Annotated in this window: 25 protein-coding genes; 7 read left to right on the top strand and 18 right to left on the bottom strand. The window is 73.3% G+C overall.

From position 1 onward, the window contains the following. Window positions 1-175: 175 nt before the first annotated feature. Window positions 176-799 (bottom strand): mycothiol-dependent nitroreductase Rv2466c family protein, encoded by a 624-nt coding sequence (locus GA0070622_RS09020; RefSeq protein ID WP_091571778.1) that lies wholly within the window; start codon window positions 797-799, stop codon window positions 176-178. 229 nt (window positions 800-1,028) lie between these two features. Between GA0070622_RS09020 and pepN the strand changes: the two genes are divergently transcribed. Then, window positions 1,029-3,575: an aminopeptidase N gene (pepN, locus tag GA0070622_RS09015; RefSeq protein ID WP_176558930.1), complete on the top strand. Its 2,547-nt coding sequence runs from the start codon at window positions 1,029-1,031 to the stop codon at window positions 3,573-3,575. 235 nt (window positions 3,576-3,810) lie between these two features. Here pepN and GA0070622_RS09010 read toward each other — a convergent pair whose 3' ends face one another. The 16 genes from GA0070622_RS09010 to GA0070622_RS08935 form a co-directional block, all read right to left on the bottom strand. Next, entirely contained in the window at window positions 3,811-4,224 is a 414-nt protein-coding gene (locus GA0070622_RS09010; RefSeq protein WP_091571772.1) for a DUF5130 family protein, read from the bottom strand. Further along, window positions 4,211-4,513 (bottom strand): aa3-type cytochrome oxidase subunit CtaJ, encoded by a 303-nt coding sequence (ctaJ, locus tag GA0070622_RS09005; protein ID WP_435794693.1) that lies wholly within the window; start codon window positions 4,511-4,513, stop codon window positions 4,211-4,213. Before ctaJ ends, GA0070622_RS09010 begins: the two co-directional genes overlap by 14 nt. 56 nt (window positions 4,514-4,569) lie before the next feature. Beyond that, window positions 4,570-6,030: an amidase gene (locus GA0070622_RS09000; RefSeq protein WP_091571763.1), complete on the bottom strand. Its 1,461-nt coding sequence runs from the start codon at window positions 6,028-6,030 to the stop codon at window positions 4,570-4,572. 141 nt (window positions 6,031-6,171) lie between these two features. Further along, window positions 6,172-6,600: a PIN domain-containing protein gene (locus GA0070622_RS08995; protein WP_091571758.1), complete on the bottom strand. Its 429-nt coding sequence runs from the start codon at window positions 6,598-6,600 to the stop codon at window positions 6,172-6,174. Next, on the bottom strand, window positions 6,597-6,815 hold the full coding sequence (locus tag GA0070622_RS08990; protein WP_091571753.1) for a type II toxin-antitoxin system VapB family antitoxin: 219 nt from the start codon (window positions 6,813-6,815) through the stop codon (window positions 6,597-6,599). Before GA0070622_RS08990 ends, GA0070622_RS08995 begins: the two co-directional genes overlap by 4 nt. Window positions 6,816-6,843: 28 nt before the next feature. Continuing rightward, the gene (locus tag GA0070622_RS08985; protein ID WP_091571749.1) at window positions 6,844-7,854 is read right to left on the bottom strand and encodes an amidohydrolase family protein; all 1,011 of its coding nucleotides are present in this window, start codon (window positions 7,852-7,854) and stop codon (window positions 6,844-6,846) included. Next, window positions 7,854-8,378: a 3-hydroxyanthranilate 3,4-dioxygenase gene (locus GA0070622_RS08980; RefSeq protein WP_091571745.1), complete on the bottom strand. Its 525-nt coding sequence runs from the start codon at window positions 8,376-8,378 to the stop codon at window positions 7,854-7,856. The genes GA0070622_RS08985 and GA0070622_RS08980 overlap by 1 nt, the downstream gene beginning before the upstream one ends. Continuing rightward, window positions 8,371-8,832, bottom strand: coding sequence for a RidA family protein (locus GA0070622_RS08975; protein ID WP_091571741.1), 462 nt, complete (start codon window positions 8,830-8,832; stop codon window positions 8,371-8,373). The genes GA0070622_RS08980 and GA0070622_RS08975 overlap by 8 nt, the downstream gene beginning before the upstream one ends. A gap of 20 nt (window positions 8,833-8,852) precedes the next feature. Beyond that, window positions 8,853-9,626, bottom strand: a complete 774-nt coding sequence (locus tag GA0070622_RS08970) for a 2-keto-4-pentenoate hydratase (RefSeq protein WP_091571737.1) — start codon at window positions 9,624-9,626, stop codon at window positions 8,853-8,855. After that, window positions 9,623-10,681, bottom strand: a complete 1,059-nt coding sequence (gene dmpG, locus GA0070622_RS08965; protein ID WP_091571733.1) for a 4-hydroxy-2-oxovalerate aldolase — start codon at window positions 10,679-10,681, stop codon at window positions 9,623-9,625. Before dmpG ends, GA0070622_RS08970 begins: the two co-directional genes overlap by 4 nt. Next, window positions 10,678-11,616, bottom strand: a complete 939-nt coding sequence (locus GA0070622_RS08960; protein WP_091571729.1) for an acetaldehyde dehydrogenase (acetylating) — start codon at window positions 11,614-11,616, stop codon at window positions 10,678-10,680. The genes dmpG and GA0070622_RS08960 overlap by 4 nt, the downstream gene beginning before the upstream one ends. Then, window positions 11,613-12,407: a 2-keto-4-pentenoate hydratase gene (locus tag GA0070622_RS08955; RefSeq protein ID WP_091571725.1), complete on the bottom strand. Its 795-nt coding sequence runs from the start codon at window positions 12,405-12,407 to the stop codon at window positions 11,613-11,615. The genes GA0070622_RS08960 and GA0070622_RS08955 overlap by 4 nt, the downstream gene beginning before the upstream one ends. Before the next feature lie 44 nt (window positions 12,408-12,451). Then, window positions 12,452-13,933 (bottom strand): 2-hydroxymuconic semialdehyde dehydrogenase, encoded by a 1,482-nt coding sequence (locus tag GA0070622_RS08950; RefSeq protein ID WP_091577061.1) that lies wholly within the window; start codon window positions 13,931-13,933, stop codon window positions 12,452-12,454. A 20-nt stretch (window positions 13,934-13,953) separates the two neighbouring features. Further along, the gene (locus GA0070622_RS08945; protein WP_091571722.1) at window positions 13,954-15,285 is read right to left on the bottom strand and encodes an FAD-dependent oxidoreductase; all 1,332 of its coding nucleotides are present in this window, start codon (window positions 15,283-15,285) and stop codon (window positions 13,954-13,956) included. Continuing rightward, window positions 15,282-16,616, bottom strand: a complete 1,335-nt coding sequence (gene kynU / locus GA0070622_RS08940; protein WP_091577058.1) for a kynureninase — start codon at window positions 16,614-16,616, stop codon at window positions 15,282-15,284. The genes GA0070622_RS08945 and kynU overlap by 4 nt, the downstream gene beginning before the upstream one ends. Before the next feature lie 14 nt (window positions 16,617-16,630). Further along, the gene (locus GA0070622_RS08935) at window positions 16,631-17,509 is read right to left on the bottom strand and encodes a tryptophan 2,3-dioxygenase (protein ID WP_091571719.1); all 879 of its coding nucleotides are present in this window, start codon (window positions 17,507-17,509) and stop codon (window positions 16,631-16,633) included. 147 nt (window positions 17,510-17,656) lie between these two features. On the opposite strand from GA0070622_RS08935, the gene GA0070622_RS08930 reads away from it, so the two are divergent. The 3 genes from GA0070622_RS08930 to GA0070622_RS08920 all read left to right on the top strand — a co-directional run bounded on the left by GA0070622_RS08930 (window position 17,657) and on the right by GA0070622_RS08920 (window position 19,655). Further along, window positions 17,657-18,103: an Lrp/AsnC family transcriptional regulator gene (locus GA0070622_RS08930; protein WP_091571716.1), complete on the top strand. Its 447-nt coding sequence runs from the start codon at window positions 17,657-17,659 to the stop codon at window positions 18,101-18,103. Window positions 18,104-18,214: 111 nt separating this feature from the next. After that, window positions 18,215-18,730: a hypothetical protein gene (locus GA0070622_RS08925; RefSeq protein WP_091571712.1), complete on the top strand. Its 516-nt coding sequence runs from the start codon at window positions 18,215-18,217 to the stop codon at window positions 18,728-18,730. Between the two features lie 13 nt (window positions 18,731-18,743). Next, window positions 18,744-19,655 (top strand): class F sortase, encoded by a 912-nt coding sequence (locus GA0070622_RS08920; protein WP_091571708.1) that lies wholly within the window; start codon window positions 18,744-18,746, stop codon window positions 19,653-19,655. A 6-nt stretch (window positions 19,656-19,661) separates the two neighbouring features. Here GA0070622_RS08920 and GA0070622_RS08915 read toward each other — a convergent pair whose 3' ends face one another. Beyond that, complete coding sequence (locus tag GA0070622_RS08915) at window positions 19,662-20,201, bottom strand: HNH endonuclease (protein WP_091571705.1); 540 nt, start codon at window positions 20,199-20,201, stop codon at window positions 19,662-19,664. Window positions 20,202-20,567: 366 nt separating this feature from the next. On the opposite strand from GA0070622_RS08915, the gene GA0070622_RS08910 reads away from it, so the two are divergent. The 3 genes from GA0070622_RS08910 to GA0070622_RS08900 all read left to right on the top strand — a co-directional run bounded on the left by GA0070622_RS08910 (window position 20,568) and on the right by GA0070622_RS08900 (window position 23,637). Further along, window positions 20,568-21,569: a mechanosensitive ion channel family protein gene (locus GA0070622_RS08910; RefSeq protein WP_245666563.1), complete on the top strand. Its 1,002-nt coding sequence runs from the start codon at window positions 20,568-20,570 to the stop codon at window positions 21,567-21,569. Between the two features lie 235 nt (window positions 21,570-21,804). Then, window positions 21,805-23,172: an MFS transporter gene (locus tag GA0070622_RS08905; protein WP_176558931.1), complete on the top strand. Its 1,368-nt coding sequence runs from the start codon at window positions 21,805-21,807 to the stop codon at window positions 23,170-23,172. A gap of 78 nt (window positions 23,173-23,250) precedes the next feature. After that, window positions 23,251-23,637: a globin gene (locus tag GA0070622_RS08900; RefSeq protein WP_091571699.1), complete on the top strand. Its 387-nt coding sequence runs from the start codon at window positions 23,251-23,253 to the stop codon at window positions 23,635-23,637. Window position 23,638: the final 1 nt, after the last annotated feature.

Below are 23,638 nucleotides of genomic sequence, written 5' to 3'. Positions count from 1 at the left end.
GCGCCGACCCGGTGACGGGCGGCGCGGGGCTCGGCGCGCTGCGGCGCGGGGCTCGGCGCGCTGCGGCGCGGGGCTCGGCGCGCTGCGGCGCGGGGCTCGGCGCGCTGCGGCGCGGGTTGTTAAGAAGGGGCCCCGCCTCTACCGGAGGCGTTAAGAGGGGGCCCTTCCTTACCCCTCAGTCGAAGATGGGGCCCTGGGTGCGGGTGCGCTTGAGCTCGTAGAAGCCCGGCGTCGCGGAGACCAGCAGCACGCCGTCCCAGAGGCGGCCGGCCGCCTCCCCCTTCGGCGCCGGCGTGATCACCGGACCGAAGAACGCCACCTGCCGGCCGTCCGGCCCCGGGGCGTGGACCACCGGGGTGCCCACCTCGGTGCCGACCGGCCGCATGCCCGCCTCGTGGCTGGCCCGCAGCGCGTCGTCGTACTGCGTCGACTCGGCCGCGTCGGCGAGCGCCGGGTCCAGGCCGACATCGGTGAGCGCGCCGACCAGCATGTCCCGACCCAGCTCCTCCTTGCCGAGGTGGATCCGGGTGCCCATGGCGGTGTAGAGCTTCGCCAGCGCCTCGGCCCCGTGGGCCTGCTCGACGGCGATGCACACCCGCACCGGACCCCAGCCCTTGCGCATCAGGTCCTGGTACTCCTCGGGCAGGTCCCGGCCCTCGTTGAGCACGGCCAGGCTCATCACGTGGAACCGGATGTCCACGTCCCGGACCTGCTCGACCTCCAGCAGCCAGCGGGAGGTGATCCACGCCCACGGGCACAGCGGGTCGAACCACATGTCCGCGGTGACACGTTCGGTCACGGTGTCATCCCTTCACGACTTTCCCCGCGCCGGGAGCCCGGCGCCTTCGCCTACGATCCTCACCCCGCGCCGCGTCGACCGGTACCGGAATGAGAGCGTGACCTCGGCCACCGAAAGCGGTGTGTGCATGGAAGACTCGGTTTCGGCCGGCCGCCACGAGCGGACCGGGGCGAGGCCGGTGCCGCGGGGCGCGGCGAGACGAGTGGGATGGAGACGAACAGTGCCGGGAGTGCGCAACCTGACCCAGGTCGAGGCGACCGAGCGGGCCCGCCTGCTCGAGGTGACCGGGTACGACATCAGCCTTGACCTGTCGACCGCCGTGCAGCCCACCGGCCGCACGTTCCGCTCGGTGACCGAGGTCCGGTTCCGCTGCACCGAGCCGGGAGCGACCACCTTCATCGAGACGGCCGCCGAGTCGGTGCGCTCGGCCACGCTGAACGGCGATCCGGTCGACCTGTCCGACTGGTCCGCCGAGAAGGGCCTCACGCTGACCGGCCTGGCCGCCGAGAACGTGCTCGTGGTGGACGCCGACTTCGGCTACTCGAACAGCGGGCAGGGTCTGCACCGCACGGTCGACCCGGTGGACGGCGAGACCTACCTCTACAGCCAGTTCGAGACCGCCGACGCGCAGAAGGTCTACGCCTGCTTCGACCAGCCCGACCTGAAGAGCGTCTACACCTGGCACGCCACCGTCCCGGACCACTGGCGGGTCGTGTCGAACATGCCGGTGGAGCGCGAGGAGGCCGCCGGTGAGGGCCTGAAGACGGTGCACTTCACCGTCTCGGAGCGGATGAGCACCTACATCACCGCGCTGTGCGCCGGGCCGTACCACGAGGTGCGCCACACCCACGACGGCATCGACATGGGTTACTTCTGCCGGGCCAGCATGGCGCCGCACCTGGACGCCGACGACCTGCACCTGATCACCACGCAGGGTTTCGACTTCTTCCAGGAGAAGTTCGGCGTCCGCTACCCGCTGCCCAAGTACGACCAGCTCTGGGTGCCCGACTTCAACGCCGGCGCGATGGAGAACTTCGGCTGCGTCACGCACGCCGAGTCGCACTACATCTTCCGCTCCCAGGTCACCGACTTCGAGTACGAGCAGCGCGCCAACACGGTCCTGCACGAGCTGGCGCACATGTGGTTCGGCGACCTGGTCACCATGCGCTGGTGGAACGACCTGTGGCTGAACGAGTCGTTCGCCGAGTGGGCCAGCCACTGGTGCAACACCCACGCCACCCGATTCACCGACGCCTGGACGACGTTCCTGTCCATCCGCAAGAACTGGGGCTACCGGCAGGACCAGCTCTCCTCCACCCACCCGGTCTACTGCGAGATGCCGGACCTGGAGGCCGTCGAGGTCAACTTCGACGGCATCACGTACGCCAAGGGCGCCAGCGTGCTCAAGCAGCTCGTCGCGTACGTGGGTGAGGAGCCGTTCCTGGCCGGCCTGCGCGCCTACTTCGGCAAGCACGCCTGGGGCAACGCCACCTTCGACGACCTGCTCTCCGAGCTGGAGGCGGCCTCCGGCCGGGAGCTGCGCAAGTTCGCCGCCCAGTGGCTGGAGACGGCGCAGGTCAACACGCTGCGCCCGGAGGTGACGATCGGCGCCGACGGCGCGTACGAGCGGGTGCTGGTCCGGCAGGAGGCGCCGGCCGGGTACCCGACGCTGCGTACCCACCGGATCGGAGTGGGTCTCTACGACCTGACCGACGGCCGCCTGGTCCGCCGCGAGCTGGTCGAGACGGACGTGACCGGTGAGGTGACCGAGCTGTCCGCGCTGCACGGCAAGCCCGCCGCGGACGTGCTGCTGCTCAACGACGAGGACCTCACCTACACCAAGCTGCGCCTGGACGAGCGGTCCATGTCGACGGTGGTGCAGCACATCTCCGGCTTCGACTCGTCGCTGGCCCGGGCGCTGTGCTGGACGGCCGCCTGGGACATGACCCGCGACGCCGAGCTGTCCGCCCGCGACTACGTGGCGCTGGTGCTGGCCGGACTGACCGCCGAGACCGACATCAACCTGGTGACCGCCACGCTGCGGCAGGCCACCACCGCGCTCACCTTCTACGCCGACCCGGCGTGGGCGCCGACCGGCTGGGCGGACCTGGCCCGCACCGCGCGGACCGCACTCGCCGCGGCCGAGCCGGGCAGCGGCTTCCAGCTCGCCTGGGCCCGGGCGTACGCCTCCGCGGCCCGCTCCAGCGAGGACCTGGCGACGCTGCGCGGCTGGCTGGACGGCAACGGGGTGCCGGACGGGCTGACCGTCGACACCGAGCTGCGCTGGGCCGTGCTGCAGGCGCTCGTCGCCAACGGCGCGGCGGGCACGGCCGAGGTGGACGCCGAGCTGGCGGGCGACCGCACGGCCAGCGGCGAGCGGGAGGCCGCCTACGCGTACGCGCTGGTGCCGACCGAGGCGAACAAGGCCGCGGTCTGGGCGCAGCTCACCGGCCCGGACGCGCTGCCCAACTGGCGCAACCGGGCGCTGCTGCAGGGCCTCACCCACCCGGCGCAGGTCGAACTGACCGCGCCCTACCGGGAGCGCTACTTCGCCACCGTCGACCAGGTGTGGGCGCAGCGGGACAGCGAACCGGCGCAGGAGTTCGTGCAGCTCGCCTACCCGGCCTACCTGGTCGACGAGGACACGGTCGCGGCGACCGACGCCTGGCTGGCCCGGGACGGCCAGCCGGCGTCGCTGCGCCGCCTGGTGGCCGAGGGGCGCGACGGCGTGGTCCGCGCGCTGAAGGCCCGGGAGCGGGACGCCCGCAGCGCCTGAGCGGGGAGCACGACGGCCGGGGCCGGCGTGGGCGGGAGCCCGCGCCGGCCCCGGCCGTTGGTCGTGTCGGGACGTGAGGGCGACAGCCGACTCACGAGTGGCCCGGACGATCCGGTGCGGATCGACGAGCCGTGGCCGATGCGGCTCGACCCTTCCGCCTGGCCGCGCTGAGACCACGAGAAAGCCCGGCCCACGCGTACGCGGGCCGGGCTTCGTCGTGTCTGCGGGCGGGTGCTCAGCCCTTGCCGGCGTGGCTGGCGAGCTGGTCGAGGCCCTGGATGACCCCGCCGGCAAGGTCGCCGCCGCCGAAGGCGGCCACCATGGAGAGCGCGGCCAGCTTGGCGTACGTGTCCGGGATGCGCTTGCGCGCGTACTTGCCGGTGACGATCTCCAGCTGCCGCTGGTTGGGCGACACGGCGATCAGCACCGACTTGTCCGGCTCGGCGAGCTGCCGGTGCAGCCGCTCGGCGTGCTCCCGGATCGGCTCGTCGAGGCCGCCCACGTAGACCGAGAAGACCAGGCCGGTGCCCTGGTCGGCCAGGCGGAGCGCCTCGTCGATGCGGAGCAGCTGCCGGGTCGAGAACGGCCCGTCCAGCACGTCGGGCGGGGTGCCCGTCCCGGTCGTGGGCCGCGCTTCACCAACGGTCACTTGCGCCTCCGGTTCCACCGGCCGGCGCCTCCCGGCCGGCCTGCTCCTGCTTGCGGCTGGTCAGCGCCGGGGCCTGCGCCCCGGCGGTCAGCGCCGTGCCGGCCGAGTCGGCCAGCTGCTCCGGACGGCCCAGGAACCAGACCGGAGTGAAGTCGAAGGGCCGGCCCGGCCGGTAGCGCTTGGCGCCGCCACCGCTGCCACGGTTGCCGACGGCCGCCAGCCCGGCGATCACCAGCACCGCGGCGAGCGGGATGCCGACGAAGACCACCAACGTCTCGGTAACAGACAATCCCAACGCCCCCAGGCGGAAAGAGAGACCAGGAATGTTCCGGGTCGGGTGGACGGTCACGACGGGCCGCGCCCGACCTCGCTTGTGATGTTCACGTTAGCGGAGTCGGCGGCCCGCCAGATTGCGGGGTGCTGATCCCATCCGCCACAGCAGTGCTCCAGTTGCGCGGCAGTGGCGATCAATGTCGCGTCGTCGCCGTACCGGCCGGTGAGCAGCACCCCGACCGGCAGGCCCTCGGCAGTCCGGCCGACCGGCAGCGAAACGGACGGGTCGCCGGTGACGTTGAAGACGGCGCAGTACGGCGAGAAGCGTCGCTGCCGGTCGAAATCCTCGGCCGGGTCGAGCGCGGCGAACGCCCCGACCGGCGCCTGCGGGGCCGCCAGCGTGGGGCAGAGCAGCAGGTCGCAGCCGGCGGTGCGGCGCACCCCGCGGCGCACCTGGGCCTGGAGTTCGCCGAGCGCGGCCATCAGCCGGGCGGCGCCGAGCGCCTCGCCCCGTTCGCGCAGGAACCGGGTCAGCGGCAGCAGGTCGCCCTCGCGGTCGGCGGGCACCGGGGCGAGCGCCAGCGCGTACCAGACGGTTTCGAACATCGGCCAGGCCTCCGGGCCGAGCGGCGCGGGGACCTCGACCACCTCGTGGCCGGCGTCGGCGAGCAGCGCGGCGGCCCGGTCGACGGCGGCGACGCAGTCGGGGTGGACCGGCTCGTCGGCGAGCATCGGGGTGGTGAAGCGGCCGATCCGCAGCCGGCCGGGGACGGCGCGGGCGACGCCGAGGTAGCCGCCCGCCGGGGCGGCCGGTGGGAGGTAGGGCTCCCCGGGCACCGGTTGCGCCAGCACGTCGAGCAGCGCCGCCACGTCGGTGACGGTGCGCCCGAGCGGGCCGTTGGTGGGCAGCCCGAACGCGCCGAAGCCGAGCGGGCCGCCGGAGACCAGGCCGCGGCTCGGCTTGTAGCCGACCAGGCCGCAGAGCGCGGCCGGGATGCGCAGCGAGCCGCCGCCGTCGGAGCCCTGCGCCACCGGCGCCAGCCCGGCGGCGACCGCGGCGGCCGCGCCGCCGCTGGACCCGCCCGCCGTGTACGCCAGGTCCCACGGGTTGCGGGCCGGCGGCGCCACCCGCCCCTCGGAGTAGAGCGAGCAGCCCAGCTCGGAGGTGGTGGTCTTGCCGAGGCTGACCAGCCCGGCGGCGGTCAGGAAGCGGACCACGTCGGCGTCGACCGGCGGGACGAACTCGGCGAAGGCGGCGGAGCCGAAGGTGGTCCGCACCCCGGCGGTCAACGTGAGGTCCTTGATCGCGGTCGGCACCCCGTGCAGCGGCCCGCGCGCGTCGGCGGGGGCGGCGTCGGCGGCCCGGGCCGCCGCGCGGGCCCGCTCGGCGGTGACCGTGACGAACGCGCCGACGGTGTCGGCGAGCGCGTCGACCCGGCGCAGGTGGTGGTCGACCAGCTCCACGCTGGACAGCTCGCCCCGCCGGATCGCGGCGGCCTGCTCCAGCGCGGTCAGGTCGTGCGGCTCGGTCATTCCGCCATCCTGCCCGGTGCGCGGTCGGACGGTCGGACGACACGACCGAGGTGACCCCGACCGAGCCGCGCACCCTGCGCCTTCGCACCGACCCGTCCTGACAGACGCCCCCGAGGCCGCCGGGTCAGCGGCCGAGCGCGGTCAGGACAGGGTCCCGGGCGGGGCCACCCACTCCGATCGGGGGCCACCGACGTCCGCCAGCAGGTCGAAGTCCCGGTCATAGTGGAGGACGGTCGCGGAGTATTCCGCCGCGACCGCCGCCACCGTGAGGTCAACCGGGCTCGCCGCCCGGTGATGGCCCCGCGCGGTGAGCGCGAGTTGCAGGTCCCGGGCACGGGTGGAGACGGCCTCGGTCACCGGCAGGTCGACCATGACCTGAGCGCGACGGGCGCGGATGGTCATCGCGTCCCGGAAGTCCCGCGCGCTGCGACCGTCCTCGAGATCGAGTGGCAGACATGTCGCGGCCAAGCCCTCCTCCAGGATGGCGCTCACCCGCTTGGCCACGACGGGCAGTCGGAGTCGAGCCCACGCCGAGGTGTCGATGAGATAGAGCCCGCCCGCGACGCTCACGCCGCGTCCTTCTCGCTGGCGGGCACCTTGTCGTCGCCGACGATGCCGGTCCAGTCGCGATCGACCGACAGGAGTTCCCGGATCGCCTCCATCCGCTCGCTGCGCTCGGCGACCAGCCGCAACGCCGCGTGGATCGTGTCCTTCTTGCTCTTTGTGCCGAGTTCACGCCGGGCGCGTTCGAGCAGTTCGTCGTCAAGGTCGATGACAGTCTTCACGGAGCGACTATATACTCTTCTAAGCTATTTATATATCGGTTCGGCCGAGGAAGCGCAGGGCGTTGCCGCCGAGCAGCGCGGCCCGCTGCGCGTCGGTGAGGAAGTCGGAGCGGTGCACCACCTGCCCGACCGGCCGCTCCCCCAGCGGGTACGGGTAGTCGCTGCCGAGAAGCACCCGGTCGGCGCCCATGGTGTCCACCAGCAGCCGCAGCGCGGCCGGGTCGAACACCACCGAGTCGACGCTGAACCGGTCGACGTAGGAGCTGGGCGGCGCGGAGGACGCCCCACGTACCAGGTCGCCACGGCGGTGCCAGGCGTTGTCGGCGCGCCCCAGCCAGAACGGGAAGCTGCCGCCGCCGTGCGCGAAGCAGATCCGCAGCGTCTCCGGCACCCGGTCGAACACGCCGCCGAGGATCAGCGCCAGCACCGACAGGTGCGTCTCCGCCGGCATCCCGGTCAGCCAGCGGGCCATCCACCGGTCCAGCCGGGGCCCGCCGGGCATGTCCCACGGGTGCACGAAGACCGGCGCCCCGACCTCGGCGCAGTGGGTCAGGAACGCCACGATGCCCGCGTCGTCGAGGTCGCGGTCGCCGACGTGGTTGCCGATCTCCACGCCGGCGTGCCCGGCCGCCAGGCAGCGGTCCAGCTCGGCGCAGGCGGCGTCCGGGTCCTGCAACGGCACCTGGCAGAACGGCACCAGCCGGTCGCCGCCGGCGGCGGTGATCTCCAGGGTGAGGTCGTTGAAGATCCGGGCCACCTTGACCGCCTGGTCGGCCGGGCGGTCGTAGCTGAAGAAGACCGGGGTGGGCGAGACGACCTGCACGTCGACACCGTCGGCGGTCATGTCGGCCAGGCGGGTGGGTGCGTCCCAGCACGGCGCGCCGACCGGCCGGAACTCCGTCTCCCCCACCATGATCATGGCGGCGCGCTCGGAGTCCACCCGTAGCCAGGGCCAGCCGGACCCGCCGCACGCCGCGGCGAGGTCCGGCCACCCCTTCGGTACGACGTGCGTGTGCACGTCCACCACCGGCACCGGCATCAGCCCTTGCCCGGGTGCAGCGCGCCGCAGTTGTCGCAGGTGCGGGCCTTCTCGTCGGCGTAGAACGCGGCGAAGACCGGGGGCAGGTCGGCGGCGATGTCGCGCACCTGCAACTCGACCTCGTGCACCTTGTGGTGGCACTCGGCGCAGTACCACTGGAACTTCTCCAGCGTGCCCTCCTCGCGGACCCGCTCGATCACCATGCCGATCGAACCGGCCTCGGGGCGCTGCGGCGAGTGCGGGGTGTTACGCGGGAGCATCCACATCTGACCCTCGCGCACGTGCACCGTACGCGGGCCCTCGGGCAGCATCAGGTTGATGTGCATGTTGCCCTTGACCTGGTAGAAGAACTCCTCGTACGGGTCGACGTGGAAGTCGGTGCGCTGGTTCGGGCCGCCCACCACCATGACGATGAAGTCGTCGCTGCCGGGCAGCATCTCCTTGTTGCCCACCGGCGGCTTGAGCAGGTGCTGGTTCTCCCCGATCCAGCCGGAGAAGCTGAACGGCTCGGCGATCTCACTCATGGGGACCTCCCGACGGAAGTAGGGCGACGGCCTGCATCTCGATCAGCAGGTGCGGGTGCGGAAGCTGGTGCACGGCCACCGTGGTCCGGGTCGGCCCGGTGGCGTCGAAGAACTCCGCCCACACCTCGTTGTAGCCACCGAAGTCGTTCATGTTGACCAGGTAGCTGGTGACCTGCACCAGGTCGGCCAGGTCGGCGCCGACCGAGCGGAGCAGGTCCCGGATGTTCCCGACCACGGCCCGGGTCTGCTCCCGGATGTCCAGGTCGGTGGTGCCGAACTCGTCCACCGACACCCCGGCGAACGTGTTGTCCGGGCGGCGGGATGACGTGCCGGAGACGAAGACGAACCCGCCGGCCACCTTGACGTGCGGGAACGCGCCCCGCGGCACGGCCTTCCCGGCCACCACGCGGGCGGTCGCCGGGCCGCTTTCCGTTCGCGACTGCGGGGCTCGCAAACCCGGCTCACTCCTCGCGCTCACGAGAGCGCCTTCAGGGAGGCGGAACCCAGCTTCTCCACAGTGGCGCGGACGTGCGCCCCGGGGCGTAGCGGCACCGCGGCGGTGGCCGCGCCGGCCAGGAACACCCAGCCCTTGCGCAGCCGGACGCCGTGCCGGCCGGCCAGCCGGAGGCCCTCGTCGAGCGCGCGGCGCGGGTCACCGAGGATGGCGGCGGTCGACCCGACCTGCGCCACCCGCCCGTCGATCTCCAGCAGCACGCCGAGGTTGTCCAGCCCGTCCGGCACCGGCGACCAGGGACCGACCACGAACGCGGCGGCCGAGGTGTTGTCGGCGACCACGTCCGGCAGGGAGAAGGTGAAGTTCGCGTACCGGGAGTCGATCAGTTCGATCGCCGGGGCGACCGCGCGCACCGCCCGGGTGAACGAGCCGACCGGCTCGCCCGGGTCGGGCAGCCGGTTTAGCAGGAACGCCACCTCCGGCTCGACCCGGGGGTGGATGAACGCGCTCACGTCGACGCCGCCGCCGTCGGGCACCCGCATCACGTCGGTCAGCCGGCCCCAGATCACCTCGTCCACACCGACCTGGGCCATCTTGGCCTTGCTGGTGAGCCCCATCTTGAGGCCGACCAGCCGCTCACCCCGGTCCAGGCGGCGCTGCACCAGCGCGGTCTGCACCGCGTACGCGGCGTCGACGTCGAGGCCGGTCTCGGCGGCGAGCTGCGGGATCGCGGTGGCGTCGTCGGCCGCCGCACCCAGCTTCTCCGCGATGCCGGCGATGTCCGGCCCGATCATGAGTTGTTCTCCTTAGCGGCCAGGTCGAGTGCCACGTCCACGATCATGTCCTCCTGGCCGCCGACCATCCGGCGGCGGCCCAGCTCGACCAGGATCGAGCGCACGTCCACCCCGTACTTGGCCGACGCCCGCTCGGCGTGGCGCAGGAAGCTGGAGTAGACGCCCGCGTACCCGAGGGAGAGCGTCTCCCGGTCGACCTGGACCGGCCGGTCCTGCAACGGGCGGACCAGGTCGTCGGCGGCGTCCATCAGCGCGAACACGTCGCAGCCGTGCTTCCAGCCGTGCAGCTCGGCGACCGCCACGAAGACCTCCAGCGGGGCGTTGCCCGCGCCGGCGCCCATGCCGGCCAGCGACGCGTCCACCCGGACGGTCCGCCCGGCCGGGGACCCGAGCGGGCCGTCGCCGAGGATCCGGCCGTGCTCGACCGCCAGCACGCTGTTCGCCACGCCCAGCGACAGGTTGTGGTGCGCGTGGATGCCGATCTCCGTCTCCGGTTCCAGCACCTGCCGGTACGCGTCCACCCGCTGCGCCACGTCGGACATCAGCAGTCGCCCGCCGGAGTCGGTGACGTAGACGCAGTGCGCCCCGTACGACTCCATCAGCCTGGCCTGCGCGGCCAGCCCGGCCGGGTCGTTGAGGTGCGACATCATGAGGAACCCGGAGACGTCCATGTCGTTCTCCCGGGCCCAGGCGATGTGCTGGGCGGAGATGTCCGCCTCGGTGCAGTGGGTGGCGATCCGCACGCTGGTCACGCCGAGCGCCTTGGCCGCCTTCAGGTCGGCGATGGTGCCGATGCCGGGCAGCAGCAGCGTGGTGAGCCGCGCGTTCGTCAGCACCTCCGCGGCGGCGGCGATCCAGTCCGCGTCGGCGGCGGCACCGTGCCCGTAGTTGACGCTGGATCCGGCCAGGCCGTCGCCGTGCGCCACCTCGATGGCGGCCACGCCGGCGGCGTCGAGCGCCGCGGCGACGGTCCGCACCTGGTCGACGGTGTAGCGGTGCCCGATGGCGTGCATGCCGTCGCGCAGCGTCACGTCCTGGATGTAGAGGTCGGTCATCGGGCGCTCACCTCCGGCGCGCGCAGCGCCACCAGCCGCTCGGCGGTCCGCAGCGCGGCCGACGTCATGATGTCCAGGTTGCCGGCGTACGCGGGCAGGTAGTGCCCGGCGCCGGAAACCTCCAGGAACACCGACACCTGGAGGCCGGTGAAGTGCCGGCCGAGCACCGGCGCGTACGTGTCCACGGCGTCGAACTGCACGTCCTGCTTGAGCCGGTAGCCGGGCACGTACTCCTGCACGGTCGCCACCATGTCGGCCACCGAGGCGGCGATCGTGCCCCGGTCGGCGTCGGCGTCCGGGCAGAGGCAGTAGACCGTGTCGCGCATGAGCAGCGGCGGGTCGGCCGGGTTGAGCACGATGATGGCCTTGCCGCGTTCGGCGCCGCCGACCACCTCGATGGCCCGGGCGGTGGTCTCGGTGAACTCGTCGATGTTGGCCCGGGTGCCCGGCCCGGCCGACTTCGAGGCGATCGAGGCGACGATCTCGCCGTACGCGACCGGGGTGACCCGGCCGACCGCGTGCACGATCGGCACGGTGGCCTGGCCGCCGCAGGTGACCATGTTGACGTTCGGCTCGCGCAGGTGCTCGTCGAGGTTCACCGGCGGCACCACGTACGGGCCGATCGCCGCCGGCGTCAGGTCGACGACCGTACGGCCGTGTGCGCGCAGCACCTCGTCGTGCCGCTGGTGCGCGCCGGCCGAGGTGGCGTCGAAGACGAGCTGGACGTCGGCGAACTCGGGCAGCGCGACCAGCCCGTCGACGCCCTCGGCGGTGGTCGTGACGCCGAGCCGACGGGCCCGGGCCAGGCCGTCGGAGGCCGGGTCGATGCCGGCCATCGCCACCATGCGCAGGCTCTCACTGAGCCGCAGCACCTTGATCATCAGGTCGGTGCCGATGTTGCCCGACCCCAGCACCGCCACACCTGTCGTGGTCACGAAACCTCCCGGGAGAAGCAAATACGCACCGAGCCGAGCCCGGAGATGCGCGCCTCGTACGCGGCGCCGGGGGTGACCGGCACCATCGGGCCGAGCGCGCCGGAGAGCACCACGTCCCCGGCCTTCAGCGGGTCACCGGCGCGGGCCATGGTGCCGGCCAGCCACTGCAACGCGTGCAGCGGATTGCCGAGGCAGGCCGCGCCCGCGCCGACCGAGACCGGCTCACCGGCGTGCTCCAGCACCATCCCGCACAGCCGCAGGTCCACGTCGGCGAGCCGCCGGGGTGCGGTGCCGAGCACGAACAGCCCGCTGGAGGCGTTGTCCGCCACCGTGTCCACGATGGAGATGTCCCAGTCGGCGATCCGCGAGTCGACGATCTCGATGGCCGGCAGCACGTGGTCCACCGCCCGGATCAGGTCGACGGTGGTGACCCGCTCGTCCGGCAGGTCGGCGCCGAGCACGAAGGCGATCTCCGCCTCCACCCGCGGCTGGAGCAGCCGGCCGATCGGCACCTCGACGCCGTCCCCGACGGCCATGTCGTCGAAGAGCACCCCGAAGTCGGGCTGGAAGACGCCGAAGCTCTCCTGCACGGTCCGCGACGTCAGGCCGATCTTCGCGCCGACGCGGCGGTGTCCCTTGCCCAGCCGTTGCCGGGTGTAGACCTGCTGCACCTGGTACGCGGCCTCGACGTCGCCCTCGGGCAGCAGCCGGCCGCGCAGCGGCGGGCAGGGCTTCCCGTCCTGCCGGGCCACCGCGAGTTCCCGGTTGGCGGCCTCGATGTCCACTGTCATGTCGGCTCCTCGCTCACTGTCCTCGGGACGCCGGCCATTCTCACTCATGAGAGGTCCACGCAGACGTTGGTCAACTCGGAGTAGAAGTCGAGCGAGTGCACGCCGCCCTCCCGGCCCACGCCGGACGCCTTCACCCCGCCGAACGGGGTGCGCAGGTCGCGCAGGAACCAGGTGTTGACCCAGACGATGCCGGCGTCCAGTCGGGACCCGGCCCGGTGCGCCCGGCCCACGTCCCGGGTCCAGACGGTCGCCGCCAGGCCGTACTCGGTGCCGTTGGCCAGCGCGTAGGCCTCGTCCTCGTCGTCGAACGGCGCGACGTGCACCAGCGGACCGAAGACCTCCTCCTGGTTGGTCCGGGCGTCCGGCCCGAGGCCGGTGAGCACCGTCGGCTGCACGTACGCCCCGCCGTCGCGGGCGTCGCCGAAGCGCGGCGTGCCACCGCCGGCGCGGACCTCGGCGCCCTCGGTGCGGGCCAGCGCGTAGTGGCCGAGCACCTTGTCCCGGTGGCCGTGCGAGATCAGCGGCATGTTCACCGTCGCCTCGTCGGCCGGCCAGCCGTACGCCAACTCGTCGGCGCGCTTGGCCAGCCGCGCGGTGAACTCCTCGAACACCGGCCGCTGCACGTAGATCCGTTCGGTGCAGAGGCACACCTGGCCGCCGTTGGTGAAGCTGGAGCGGACCGAGCCGGCGACCGCCGCGTCCAGGTCGGCGTCGGCGAAGACCAGGCCGGCGTTCTTGCCGCCCAGCTCGAAGCTGACCGCCTTCACCCCGTCGGCCGCGGCCCGCATGATCGCGCTGCCGGTGGCCGACTCGCCGGTGAACGTGATCGCGTCGACGCCGGGGTGCCGGGTCAGGTGCTCGCCGGCCGAGCCGGGCCCGAAGCCGTGCACCAGGTTGAACACGCCGTCGGGCACGCCGGCCGCGGCCATCACCTCGGCGAGCAGCGTGGCCGAGGCCGGGGTCTCCTCGCTGGGCTTGACCACCACGGCGTTGCCGCAGGCGAGCGCCGGGGCGACCTTCCAGGTGAGCAGCAGCAGCGGCAGGTTCCACGGCACGATCACCGCGACCACGCCGACCGGCTTGCGGACCGCGTAGTTGAGCGCCCGGCCGCCGGTCGGGGTGACGGTGGTGAACGACTCGGTCGGCGCGGTCGCCACGATCTCGGCGAACGCCCGGAAGTTGGCCGCGCCGCGTGGGATGTCCAGCGTGCGGGCCTGCGAGATGGACTTGCCGGTGTCCGCCACCTCGGCCGCGACCAGGTCGTCGAAGCGCCGTTCCAGCTCGTCGGCGACCCGGCGCAGCACCTCGGCGCGTTCCCGCTCCCCCATCCGGCCCCACGGGCCGCGCAGCGCCGCCCGGCCGGCGGCCACCGCGTCGTCGACCACCGACGAGGATGCCTCGACGACCTCGAACACCGGCTCGCCGGTGACCGGGCTGCGCTTGGTGAACCGGGTCCCGGCGTCGACGAACGCGCCGCCGACGAAGTTGCGCAGCAGGCCGGGGCCGTCCGGCGCGTGCCCGGCCATCAGCCGGGGGTCCCAGAGCGTCATCGCCGCCGCCCCAGCGCCGCGCCGACCCCGGCGGCCAGCAGCGCCGCCGCGCCGGCCGCGACCGCGCCGACGACCGCGTACTGCCGGCGCACCCGGCGGCGCACCCGCGCGTACGGGGTGGTGGAGAAGGAGACCAGCTCGTACTGGGAGACGTAGCGGCCGGGCAGCGCGCGTTCCAGCGCGTGCTCGACCTTCTTGCGGGTCCGGAACACCGGCGAGGTGACCTTGTCCCGCATCTCCACGAAGTTGGCCAGCGCCATCCGGGCGATCGCCTCCGCGTCGTCCTGCCGGCGGTGCTGGAACAGCGGCAGCGCGGCGGCCCACTCGTCGTCGCACTCGTCGAGGCAGCGGTCCAGCTCGACCACGTCCTCGAAGGCGCAGTTCGCGCCCTGGCCGTAGAACGGCACGATGGCGTGCGCCGCGTCGCCGAGCAGGCCGACCCGGCCGGCCACCTGCCACGGCGTGCAGCGCACTGTGCCGAGGACCCCGACCGGGTTGTGCTGGTAGTCGTCGACCAGGTTCGGGGCGAGCGGGACCAGGTCCGGGTAGTGGTCGGCGAAGAACCGCTCGATCGCGGCGGGGCTGCTCAGCGACGCGAAGCTGCGGGTGCCGTGGGTGGGCCAGAACAGCGTGCAGGTGAAGGAGCGGTCCGGGTTCGGCAGCGCGATCATCATGGAGGTGCCGCGCGGCCAGATGTGCAGCGCGCCCGGGTCGAGCGCGAACTCCCCGCCGATCGGCGGGATGGTCAGCTCCTTGTAGCCGTAGTCGAGGAAGTCCAGGCTCTCGGTCAGGCCCCCGTACGCGAGCAGCTGCCCGCGCACCGCGGAGCCGGCGCCGTCGGCGCCGAGGACGACCGACGCAGTGGCGGTGACCTTGCCCTGCGGGGTCTCGAACGTCATCTCGCCGCCGACCGGGTCGAGGCCGACCAGCCGGTGGTCGAACGCGACCCGCACGCCCGGCAGCGCGGTCGCGGCGTCGAGCAGCGCGTTGTTCAGCGCGCCCCGGCTGATCGAGTTGATCGCCCGGTCCCCGGAGACGCTGTACGACTGGAACTGCGACTCGCCCTCGACCGGGTGGATCATCCGGCCGCGCATCGGCAGGGCGTCCGCCATCACCTGCTCGTCCAGGCCGATGCGGCGCAGCGCGTCCAGCCCGCGCTCGGAGAGCGCCAGGTTGATCGAGCGGCCCCGCTCGACGGTGCCGGTCCGCGGGTCCGGCCGCCGCTCGTAGAGGGCCACCGGGTAGCCGCGCCGGGCCAGGAAGCAGGCCAGCAGGCAGCCGGCCAACCCGGCGCCGACCACCGCGACCTCGTCGCGCTCCGTGCTCATCGGGAATGCCCGCCTTCCGTTCGCGACTGCGGGGCTCGCAAACCCGGCTCACTCCTCGCGCTCACCGGCACGGTCGCGGCGAGCGCGTCGGCGACGCGCCAGCAGTCGTGGTACGTCGAGTAGAGGGGCACCGGGGCGAACCGGACGATGTCCGGCTCCCGGGCGTCGGCGATCACGCCGTGCTCGTGTCGCAGCCGCTTGGTCAGCTCGTTCGCGCTGCCCGTACCGATGCGGACGGAGAGCTGGCACCCGCGGCGGGCCGGGTCGCGGGGGGTGACCACGGTCAGCGGCCGACCCGGGGTCACCTCGTCGAGCAGTTCCTCCAGCCAGCCGGTCAGCCGCAGGCTGCGCTCGCGCAGCGCGGGCATGCCGACGGAGTCGAACAGCTCCAGCGAGGTGCGCACCGGGCCCATCGCGAAGATCGGCGGGTTGGAGATCTGCCACGCCTCGACGGTGGCCGGCGGCCGGGACACCGGTGTCATCTCGAACCGGGTGGCCGCCTCGGTGCTCCACCAGCCCTCGAACCTCGGCAGCGAGGGGTCGCCGTGGTGTCGCTCGTGGACGAAGACGCCGCCCAGGGCACCCGGGCCGGAGTTCAGGTATTTGTACGAGCACCAGGCGGCGAAGTCGACGTCCCAGTCGTGCAGCGCCAGCGGCACGTTGCCGGCGGCGTGCGCCAGGTCCCAGCCGACGACCGCCCCGGCGGCCCGGCCGGCGGCGGTGATCGCCGGAATGTCCATCAGCTCGCCGGTCAGGTAGTTGACGCCGCCGAGCAGCAGCAGCGCGACCGTGTGCCCCTCGCGGGCCAGGTAGTCCAGGACGTCCTGCGTGCCCAGCGTGTCGCTGCCGGGGCGGGGCTTGAGCCGCACCACCGTGGCGCCCGGGTCGAGGCCGTGGAAGCGGGCCTGGCTGCGCACCGCGTAGCTGTCCGACGGGAACGCGCTGTCCTCGATGACGATCGTCGTGCGCTCCCCCGCTGGGCGGTAGAAGCTGACCATCAGCAGGTGCAGGTTGACCGTGAGGGAGTTCATCACCACGGTCTCGGTGGGCAGCGCGCCGACCAGGCGCGCGGCCGGTGCGGTCAACAGCTCGTGGTACGGCAGCCAGGCCCGCTCCGCCTCCAGGTGCCCCTCCACGCCGAGTCGGCGCCAGGCGTCCAGGTCGGCGACGAGTTCGTCCCGGGTGGCCCGGGGTTGCAGGCCCAGCGAGTTGCCGGCCAGGTACGCCACGTCGGGATGGCGCCCGCCCTCGGCCGGCGGCACGTGGAACAGGTGGCGGTGGCCGGGATCGGCGGCGTCCCGCCGGTGGGCTTCGCTCTCGGGGGTGTGCATGCTGTTCTCTCCGGTCACATAGCGGTACGGGCCGACCACAGCTCCGGGAAGACGACCCGGGCCATGCTGCGCTGCAACCATGCCAGGCCGGCCGAACCGCCGCTGCCGACCTTGGCGCCCATGGTCCGCTGCACCGCCTTGACGTGGTTCCAGCGCCAGTCGCCGAACTGCTCGGCCACCTCGGTCAGCGCGTCGCCGAGCAGGCGCAGGTGGTTGTCCGGGCCGCTGTCGGCGTAGACGCGCACCCAGGCCGCCTCGACGCCGGGGTGCGGCTCGTGCTCGGCCGCGACGTCCCGGTCCAGCAGCTCGTCGGGCAGGTCGAAGCCGCGGCGGGCGAGCAGCGCCACCACGTCGTCCCAGAGGCTCGGCGTGGCCAGCGCGGCGGTCAGCTCGGCGTGCACGTCGGTCTGCCGGCGGAACGGACGGATCAGCGCCGGGTCCCGCAGGCCGAGCAGGAACTCCAGCTGGCGGTACATCGCGGACTGGAAGCCGGAACCCTCACCGAGCCGGTCGCGGAACCGGTTGAAGTCGGCCGGCGTCATCCAGCGCAGCCCCTGCCAGGCCGCGTTCAGCCCCTCCAGGTGCAGCGCGGCCCGGCGCAGCGGGGGCAGCGCCTCCCAGATCCGGTTGGCCCGCACCTCGCGCTGGGCGTGCCGCAGCTCGTGGCAGGTCAGCTTGAAGTACAGCTCCATGATCTGGCTGACCATCAGGAAGGACATCTCGCCCGGATCGTCGCTGAGCGGCTGCTGGAGCCGGTGCAGCGTGCTCGCGTGCACGTACGCGTCGTAGGGCACGCGGTCGGCGAACTCCAGCGTCGGCTCGCCACCGTTGCGTGCCGCTCGGGCCGCCCGCTGCTGCGAGGTGGCCGGGCGCACCGCCGTCGTCTGTTCCACCGTCTTCTCCGTCCGTACGCGGGGTAGACGCCATGATCTCGCCGGTCCGGGCGCGGATGGAATGCCTGTTCAACGGCGGTAAGGTGGTCTGACCTCACGACCTGAAAGCATCTCGGGTCGCCGACTTAACGTAAGGAAGGTCGCCGCGTGGACGACATGGACTGGGCGCTGCTGCGCGAGCTCCAGGCCGACGCCCGGCTCTCCTACAGCGAGTTGTCCCGCCGGGTGCACCTGTCCCCGCCGGCGGTCGCGGAGCGGGTCCGGCGGCTGGAGGAGTCCGGGGTGATCACCGGTTACCACGCCCACGTGGACCTCACCCGGGCCGGGCGGACCGTGCTGGCGCTGATCCGAATGTCCTGTTACGGCTCGCGCTGCATCCTCAACGACCCCCGGGTGGCGCAGTGGCCGGAGATCATGGAGATCCACCGGATCACCGGTGACGCGTGCAGCTTCCTCAAGGTCGCGGCCGGGTCGATGGGCGAGTTCGAGGAGGTCATCGACCGGCTCGCCCCGTACGGCCAGCCGTCCAGCACGATGGTGCTCTCCACCCCGCTGGCCTGGCACCCGGTCGTGAAAGGCGGGGCCCCCGCTTAACGCTTCCGGTATGGGCGGGGCCCCCTGTTAACACCCCCGCCGTCCGGGAACGCAGCCCTCGCTGCCCGTCAGCAGGATTCCGGTGCACCGACGCACCGGGAGGGGGGAACCATGCGAGGGCTCCTGTCACACCGCGTGTTGTCGTCCGTCCTGGGCCTGGTCGGCCTGGTCGCGGCGTTCGTCCTGACCACCGCCGTACCGGCCCGGGCCGGGGAGAGCGTGTTCATCGAGGTGACGCCGAACAGCGTCCAGGCCGGCTCCCGGGTGACCATCCGGGCCGGCTGCGACAACAGCAACAACCGCCAGGCCCAGGTCACCTCGGACGCCTTCGGCGGCCGGGTGATGCTGCGGCCGGACAACGGCTTCCTGACCGGCTCGACCACGGTGCCCGGCAACAAGGCGCCCGGCGACTACCCGGTGAACCTCGACTGCTCCAACGGCAACACCGCTTCCACCATGCTCACCGTGCTGAACATGAGCCAGCCGAGCAAGGGCCCGGCGACCGGCGGCGGGGGCACCGCCGGCGGCGGCCGGGGCGCCGGCTCGCTGCTGCTGGTCGGCGGCCTGGTGGCGGTGGCCGTGGTGGCCGGCGTGGGCGCCCGCCGCAAGTCCGGTAGCCGCGTCTGACCGGGGTGCGGCCATGGCCCGCTCACCGCGACGCCACACCCGCACCGGACCGCAGCCGCCCCGACGCCGCCCCGGCGGCACCGGACGGCGCGGCATCGCGCACCCGCCCGTCGCCGTCGAGGCGGGGCGCGGGTGCGACCGGGACCGGGCCCGGCGGCGGCTCCGGGCCGCGCTGCGACTGACGTCCCGCGCCGCCCGCCGGTTCGCCCACGCCGCCGGGCACGCCTTCTCGGCCAGCGTCGCCACCGCCGACCCACAGGGCCGGCCGGTCACCGCCCGCCCCGGCCGGACCACCACCCGCCGGTACGCCCCGGGGCGCGGCCCCGGCGCCCCGGTGCTGGTGGTGGCGAGCCTGATGGCGCTGATCGTGGCCATGCTCGGGGTGGAACGGGTGACCGGGGTCAGCGTGCTGCCGGACCGGATCGTGGCCGGGCTGCGACCGCCGCCGAAGAAGTTCCCGGTGCTGCCCGCCAGCCCGCCGACCGACCTCCGAATCGGCAAGCTCGACCTGCGCGCGCCGGTGCACCGGGTCGGCATCGCGCCCGACGGCAGCATCGCGGTGCCGGACGTGAGCCGCGCCGGCGAGGTCGGCTGGTACGACCAGGGCCCCACCCCCGGCCAGTACGGGCCGGCGGTGCTGGTCGGGCACGTCGACACCACCACCGGACCGGCCGTCTTCCACGGGCTGAAGGAACTCGACGACGGCGACCGGATCGAGGTGACCCGGCAGGACCGGTCGGTGGCGGTCTTCGAGGTGACCTCGATCGAGCGGTACGGCAAGGAGAAGCTGCCGGTGGAGGACGTCTACGGCGACTTCAGCCGCCCCAACCTGCGGTTGATCACCTGCGGCGGGCGCTGGGTGGGCGGCGAGACCGGGTACGCCGACAACCTGGTGGTCTACGCGTCGCTGGTCCAGGCCCGCTGAGCGCCGTCAGGCCGCTTCGACCTCGGGCTCACGCAGGTCGAGCCAGTCCGCCCAGCGGGGGTCGGGCGCGCGGTGGCCCAGCACCCGCCAGGCGTTGCCCTTCGGCGCCGCCGGCAGGTGGTGCAGCCGCCAGCCCAGCTCGGCCGGGGTCTTGTCGCCCTTGGTGTGGTTGCACCGGGCGCAGGCGGCGACCACGTTCTCCCACGCGTGGCGGCCGCCCCGGCTGCGCGGGAAGACGTGGTCGATGGTCTCCGCCGGCCCGCGACAGTAGGCGCACCGCCACCCGTCGCGGGCGAAGATCGCCCGGCGGGACAGCCCCACGTGGGTGCGGTAGGGCACCCGGACGTAGCGGGTCAACCGCACCACCGAGGGCACCGGGAGGGCGTTGCGGGCGCTGTGCAGGATGCCCTCGCCGTCGGCCACGCAGACGGCCTTGGCGGAGAGCACGAGGATCGCGGCACGACGCACCGACACGACGCACAGGGGCTCGTAGGTGGCGTTGAGAACGAGTGCACCGGAGCCCGCCGTGGGTCGTATGTCAGGCATCGCGCTCACCCTCCCGGTCCAGCCGCTCCCGCCGCCTGCACGCCGGGACCGCCCGCGACAGCGCGCGACGGCCCCGAGCGCCGGCCGGGACCACCGACGTCCGTTGCGCCAATAGTCCCTGATCGCGCCCCGGATTGCACGCACTAATCCGGGGTACCCCCGGCAAGCCTGACCCCGCCGTGCCACGATGACCGGTTCCGCCCGGGATGATCGTCGACCCGCCGACGCCGTCCGGGGTGGGTCCGCGGTGGGCGCGCGCCGCCCGTGCGGTACGAAAGCAGGGTGAGTGCCGCCGATCTGACGCTGCGCGCGCTGGCCGCCGCGTCCGAGCCCAGCCCGAGTCCCAGCTCCAGCCCGTCCCCGTCGATCGACTGCCGGACCGACCCCCTGTGCCGCAACATCTACGACCTGACCGGGTCGAGCTGGTTCGCCGAGGGCAGCTACTGGATCCTGCTGAAACCGCTGCGGATCGCGCTGATCCTGCTGCTCGCGGTGGCCGCGCGCTGGGCGTTGCACCGCACCATCAACCGGCTGGTGCGCACCACCACCCACGGCGCGGTGCCGACCATGCTCCGCCCGCTGCGGGAGCGGATCCCCAGCGCCACCCTCGACCCGGAGCAGTTCGTGCCGGAGCGGCGCCGGCAGCGCGCCGAGGCGATCGGGTCGGTGCTGCGCAGCATGGTCACCGCGTTCGTCTTCGGCATCGCGCTGCTGATGGTGCTCAAGGAGTTCAGCTTCGACCTGGCCCCGCTGCTGGCGAGCGCGGGCATCGCCGGCGTGGCCCTCGGCTTCGGCGCGCAGAGCCTGGTCAAGGACCTGATCGCCGGCCTGTTCATGCTGATCGAGGACCAGTACGGCGTGGGCGACACAGTCGACCTCGGCGAGGCGACCGGCGTGGTGGAGGCGGTGGGCCTGCGGGTGACCACGGTCCGGGACGGCCGGGGCGTGCTCTGGTACATCCGCAACGGCGAGATCGTCCGGGTCGGCAACAAGAGCCAGGGCTGGGCGCTGGTCGTGGTGGACCTGCCGATCGGCTTCGCCGGCACCGAGGAGGCCACCGCGGTGCTGCGGACCGCGGCGGCGTCGGTGGCGCTGGACCCGGAGCTGGCACCGGAGATCGTGGAGCAGCCGGAGGTACTCGGTGTGGAGCAGATGACGGTCGACGGAGCGGTGATCCGTACCGTGGTCAAGACCACCGCCGAGGGGCAGTTCGCGGTCGGTCGCGAGCTGCGCCGGCGCCTCGCGGAGGCGCTGGAGAACTCGGGGATCACGGCCCGCATCGCGGCGGCCCGGCTCTTCCCCGGCCTGCCGCCGCAGCCCTCGCCGCCGCCGCGGCCGGAGGGGACGGGCACCGGCGGCGCCACCTGACGTACCCGTACCGGACGGACGATTTCCGGGGGTCGCGCGTCGCGCGGCCCCTCGGGTATCGTCCGTTCGTTCAGTCGGAGATGCGACGATCAATCCGTTCGCCCTAGCCAGTTGTCAGACGATCGGGCAGAATCCGGTGAACGCACTCCACCGGGGAGTGTGCTCCTGTCCTCGCTGATCGGTTGATCTGACGACGGTTCCCGGCCGGGCCATCACAAGTGGTCGACCAGGAACGATGGAGGCGACGGTGTCCGACGAGCGACCCGACCAGGAGGGTCCGGCCACCTTCCGCGACGTGTTCGGTCAGTCCGAGTTCCGCGCGCTCTTCGCCGCCAACGTCCTCTCCTGGATCGGTGACTACCTCGCCAAGGCCGCGCTCACGGTGCTGGTCCTCCAGGAGACCCGCTCGGTCGCCCTCTCCGCCGCCGCCTTCGCGGCCAGCTACCTGCCCTGGCTGATCGGCGGCCCGCTGCTGTCGGCGCTGGCCGAGCGGCACCGCTACCGCCGCGTGATGGTCCTCTGCGACCTCATCCGGATGGCGCTGATGGTGCTGGTCGCGATGCCGTTCATGCCGGCCTGGGCGATCCTCGTCCTGATCTTCGTGGCGACGCTGGCCAACCCGCCGAGCCAGGCCGCGCGTTCGGCGTTGTTGCCGCACATCCTCGAAGGCGACCGGCTGGTGGTGGGCCTCACCGCCTCCACCAGCGCCGTCCAGACCGCCCAGGTCGTCGGCTACCTCGCCGGCGCGACCATCGCGGCGCTCAACCCGAGCACCGCGCTGCTGATCAACGCCGGCACGTTCGCCCTGTCGGCCCTCCTGGTCCGGTTCGGCCTGCGGGACCGGGCGCCGGCGCTGGCCGCGGGGCCCCGCAGCCACCTGCTGCGGGAGACCGCCGAGGGCTTCCGGATCGTCTTCGAGCGACCGGTGCTGCGCGCCATCGCGGTGCTGGTGTTCAGCGCGATGGTCTTCTCGATCGTCCCCGAGGGCCTCGCCGCCGGCTGGGCCGCCGAGCGCACCGGCGGCGGCATGGACGCCGGCACCGCGCAGGCGCTGATCATGGCGGCCAACCCGGTCGGCTACGTCATCGGCGGGATCCTCATCGCGCGGCTGGTCGGTCCGACCCGCCGGTTGACCCTGCTGCCGCCACTGGCGGTGCTCGCGCCGGCCGCGCTCGTGCCCGCGCTGCTCGACCCGCCGCCGGCCGTGGTGGCCCTGCTCGCCGCCGCGTGCGGCTTCGCGGTCGCCGGGATCGTCCCGGTCGCCAACAGCCTCTTCGTGCAGGCCCTCCCGGACGGCTACCGGGCGCGGGCGTTCGGGGTGATGGCCAGCGGCACGCAGGTCATCCAGGGAGGCGCGGTGCTGGCCACCGGCGCGCTGGCCGAGCGCTTCTCCATCCCGGCGGTCGTCGGGGTCTGGAGTGCGGCGGGGGTGCTCCTGATGCTCGTGGCGGCGGCCACCTGGCCCCGCCCGGCGACGATCCAGGCGGCCGTCGAGACCGCCCAGGCCGAGTCCAGCGCCGCGCGGGCGCACACCCCGGCCCGGGGGCCGGGAGGGGGCGACCGGGGGCGGGAGCACGGGCGACGCCGGCACGCGGTGACGTGACCGGCGCCGCCCGGCGGGCGGGGGCGGTGGCCGGGGCGCACCTGGCAGGATGGAAGCGTGACTTCCCCAGGCGAGTCGATGACGCTCTTCGAGGCGATCGGCGGTGAACCGGCCTTCCGCAAGCTGGTGGACGTGTTCTACGCCGGCGTCGCCGACGACCCGCTGCTGCGGCCGATGTATCCGGAGGAGGACCTGGGCCCGGCGGCGGACCGGCTGACCCTCTTCCTGGTCCAGTACTGGGGCGGCCCGCACACCTACTCCGAGCAGCGCGGCCACCCGCGACTGCGGATGCGGCACGCCCCGTTCCGCATCGGCGCGGCCGAGCGGGACGCCTGGCTGCGTCACATGCGCCGGGCGGTGGACGAGCTGGACCTGCCGCCGCAGCTCGCCGCCGCGCTCTGGGACTACCTGGAGCGGGCCGCCTATTTCATGGTGAACGTGATGGAGGACCCGGCCGCCGGCTGAC

The organism is Micromonospora sediminicola, assembly GCF_900089585.1.
Classification (GTDB): Bacteria; Actinomycetota; Actinomycetes; order Mycobacteriales; family Micromonosporaceae; genus Micromonospora; species Micromonospora sediminicola.
This window is presented reverse-complemented; position numbering and strand designations above follow the sequence as displayed.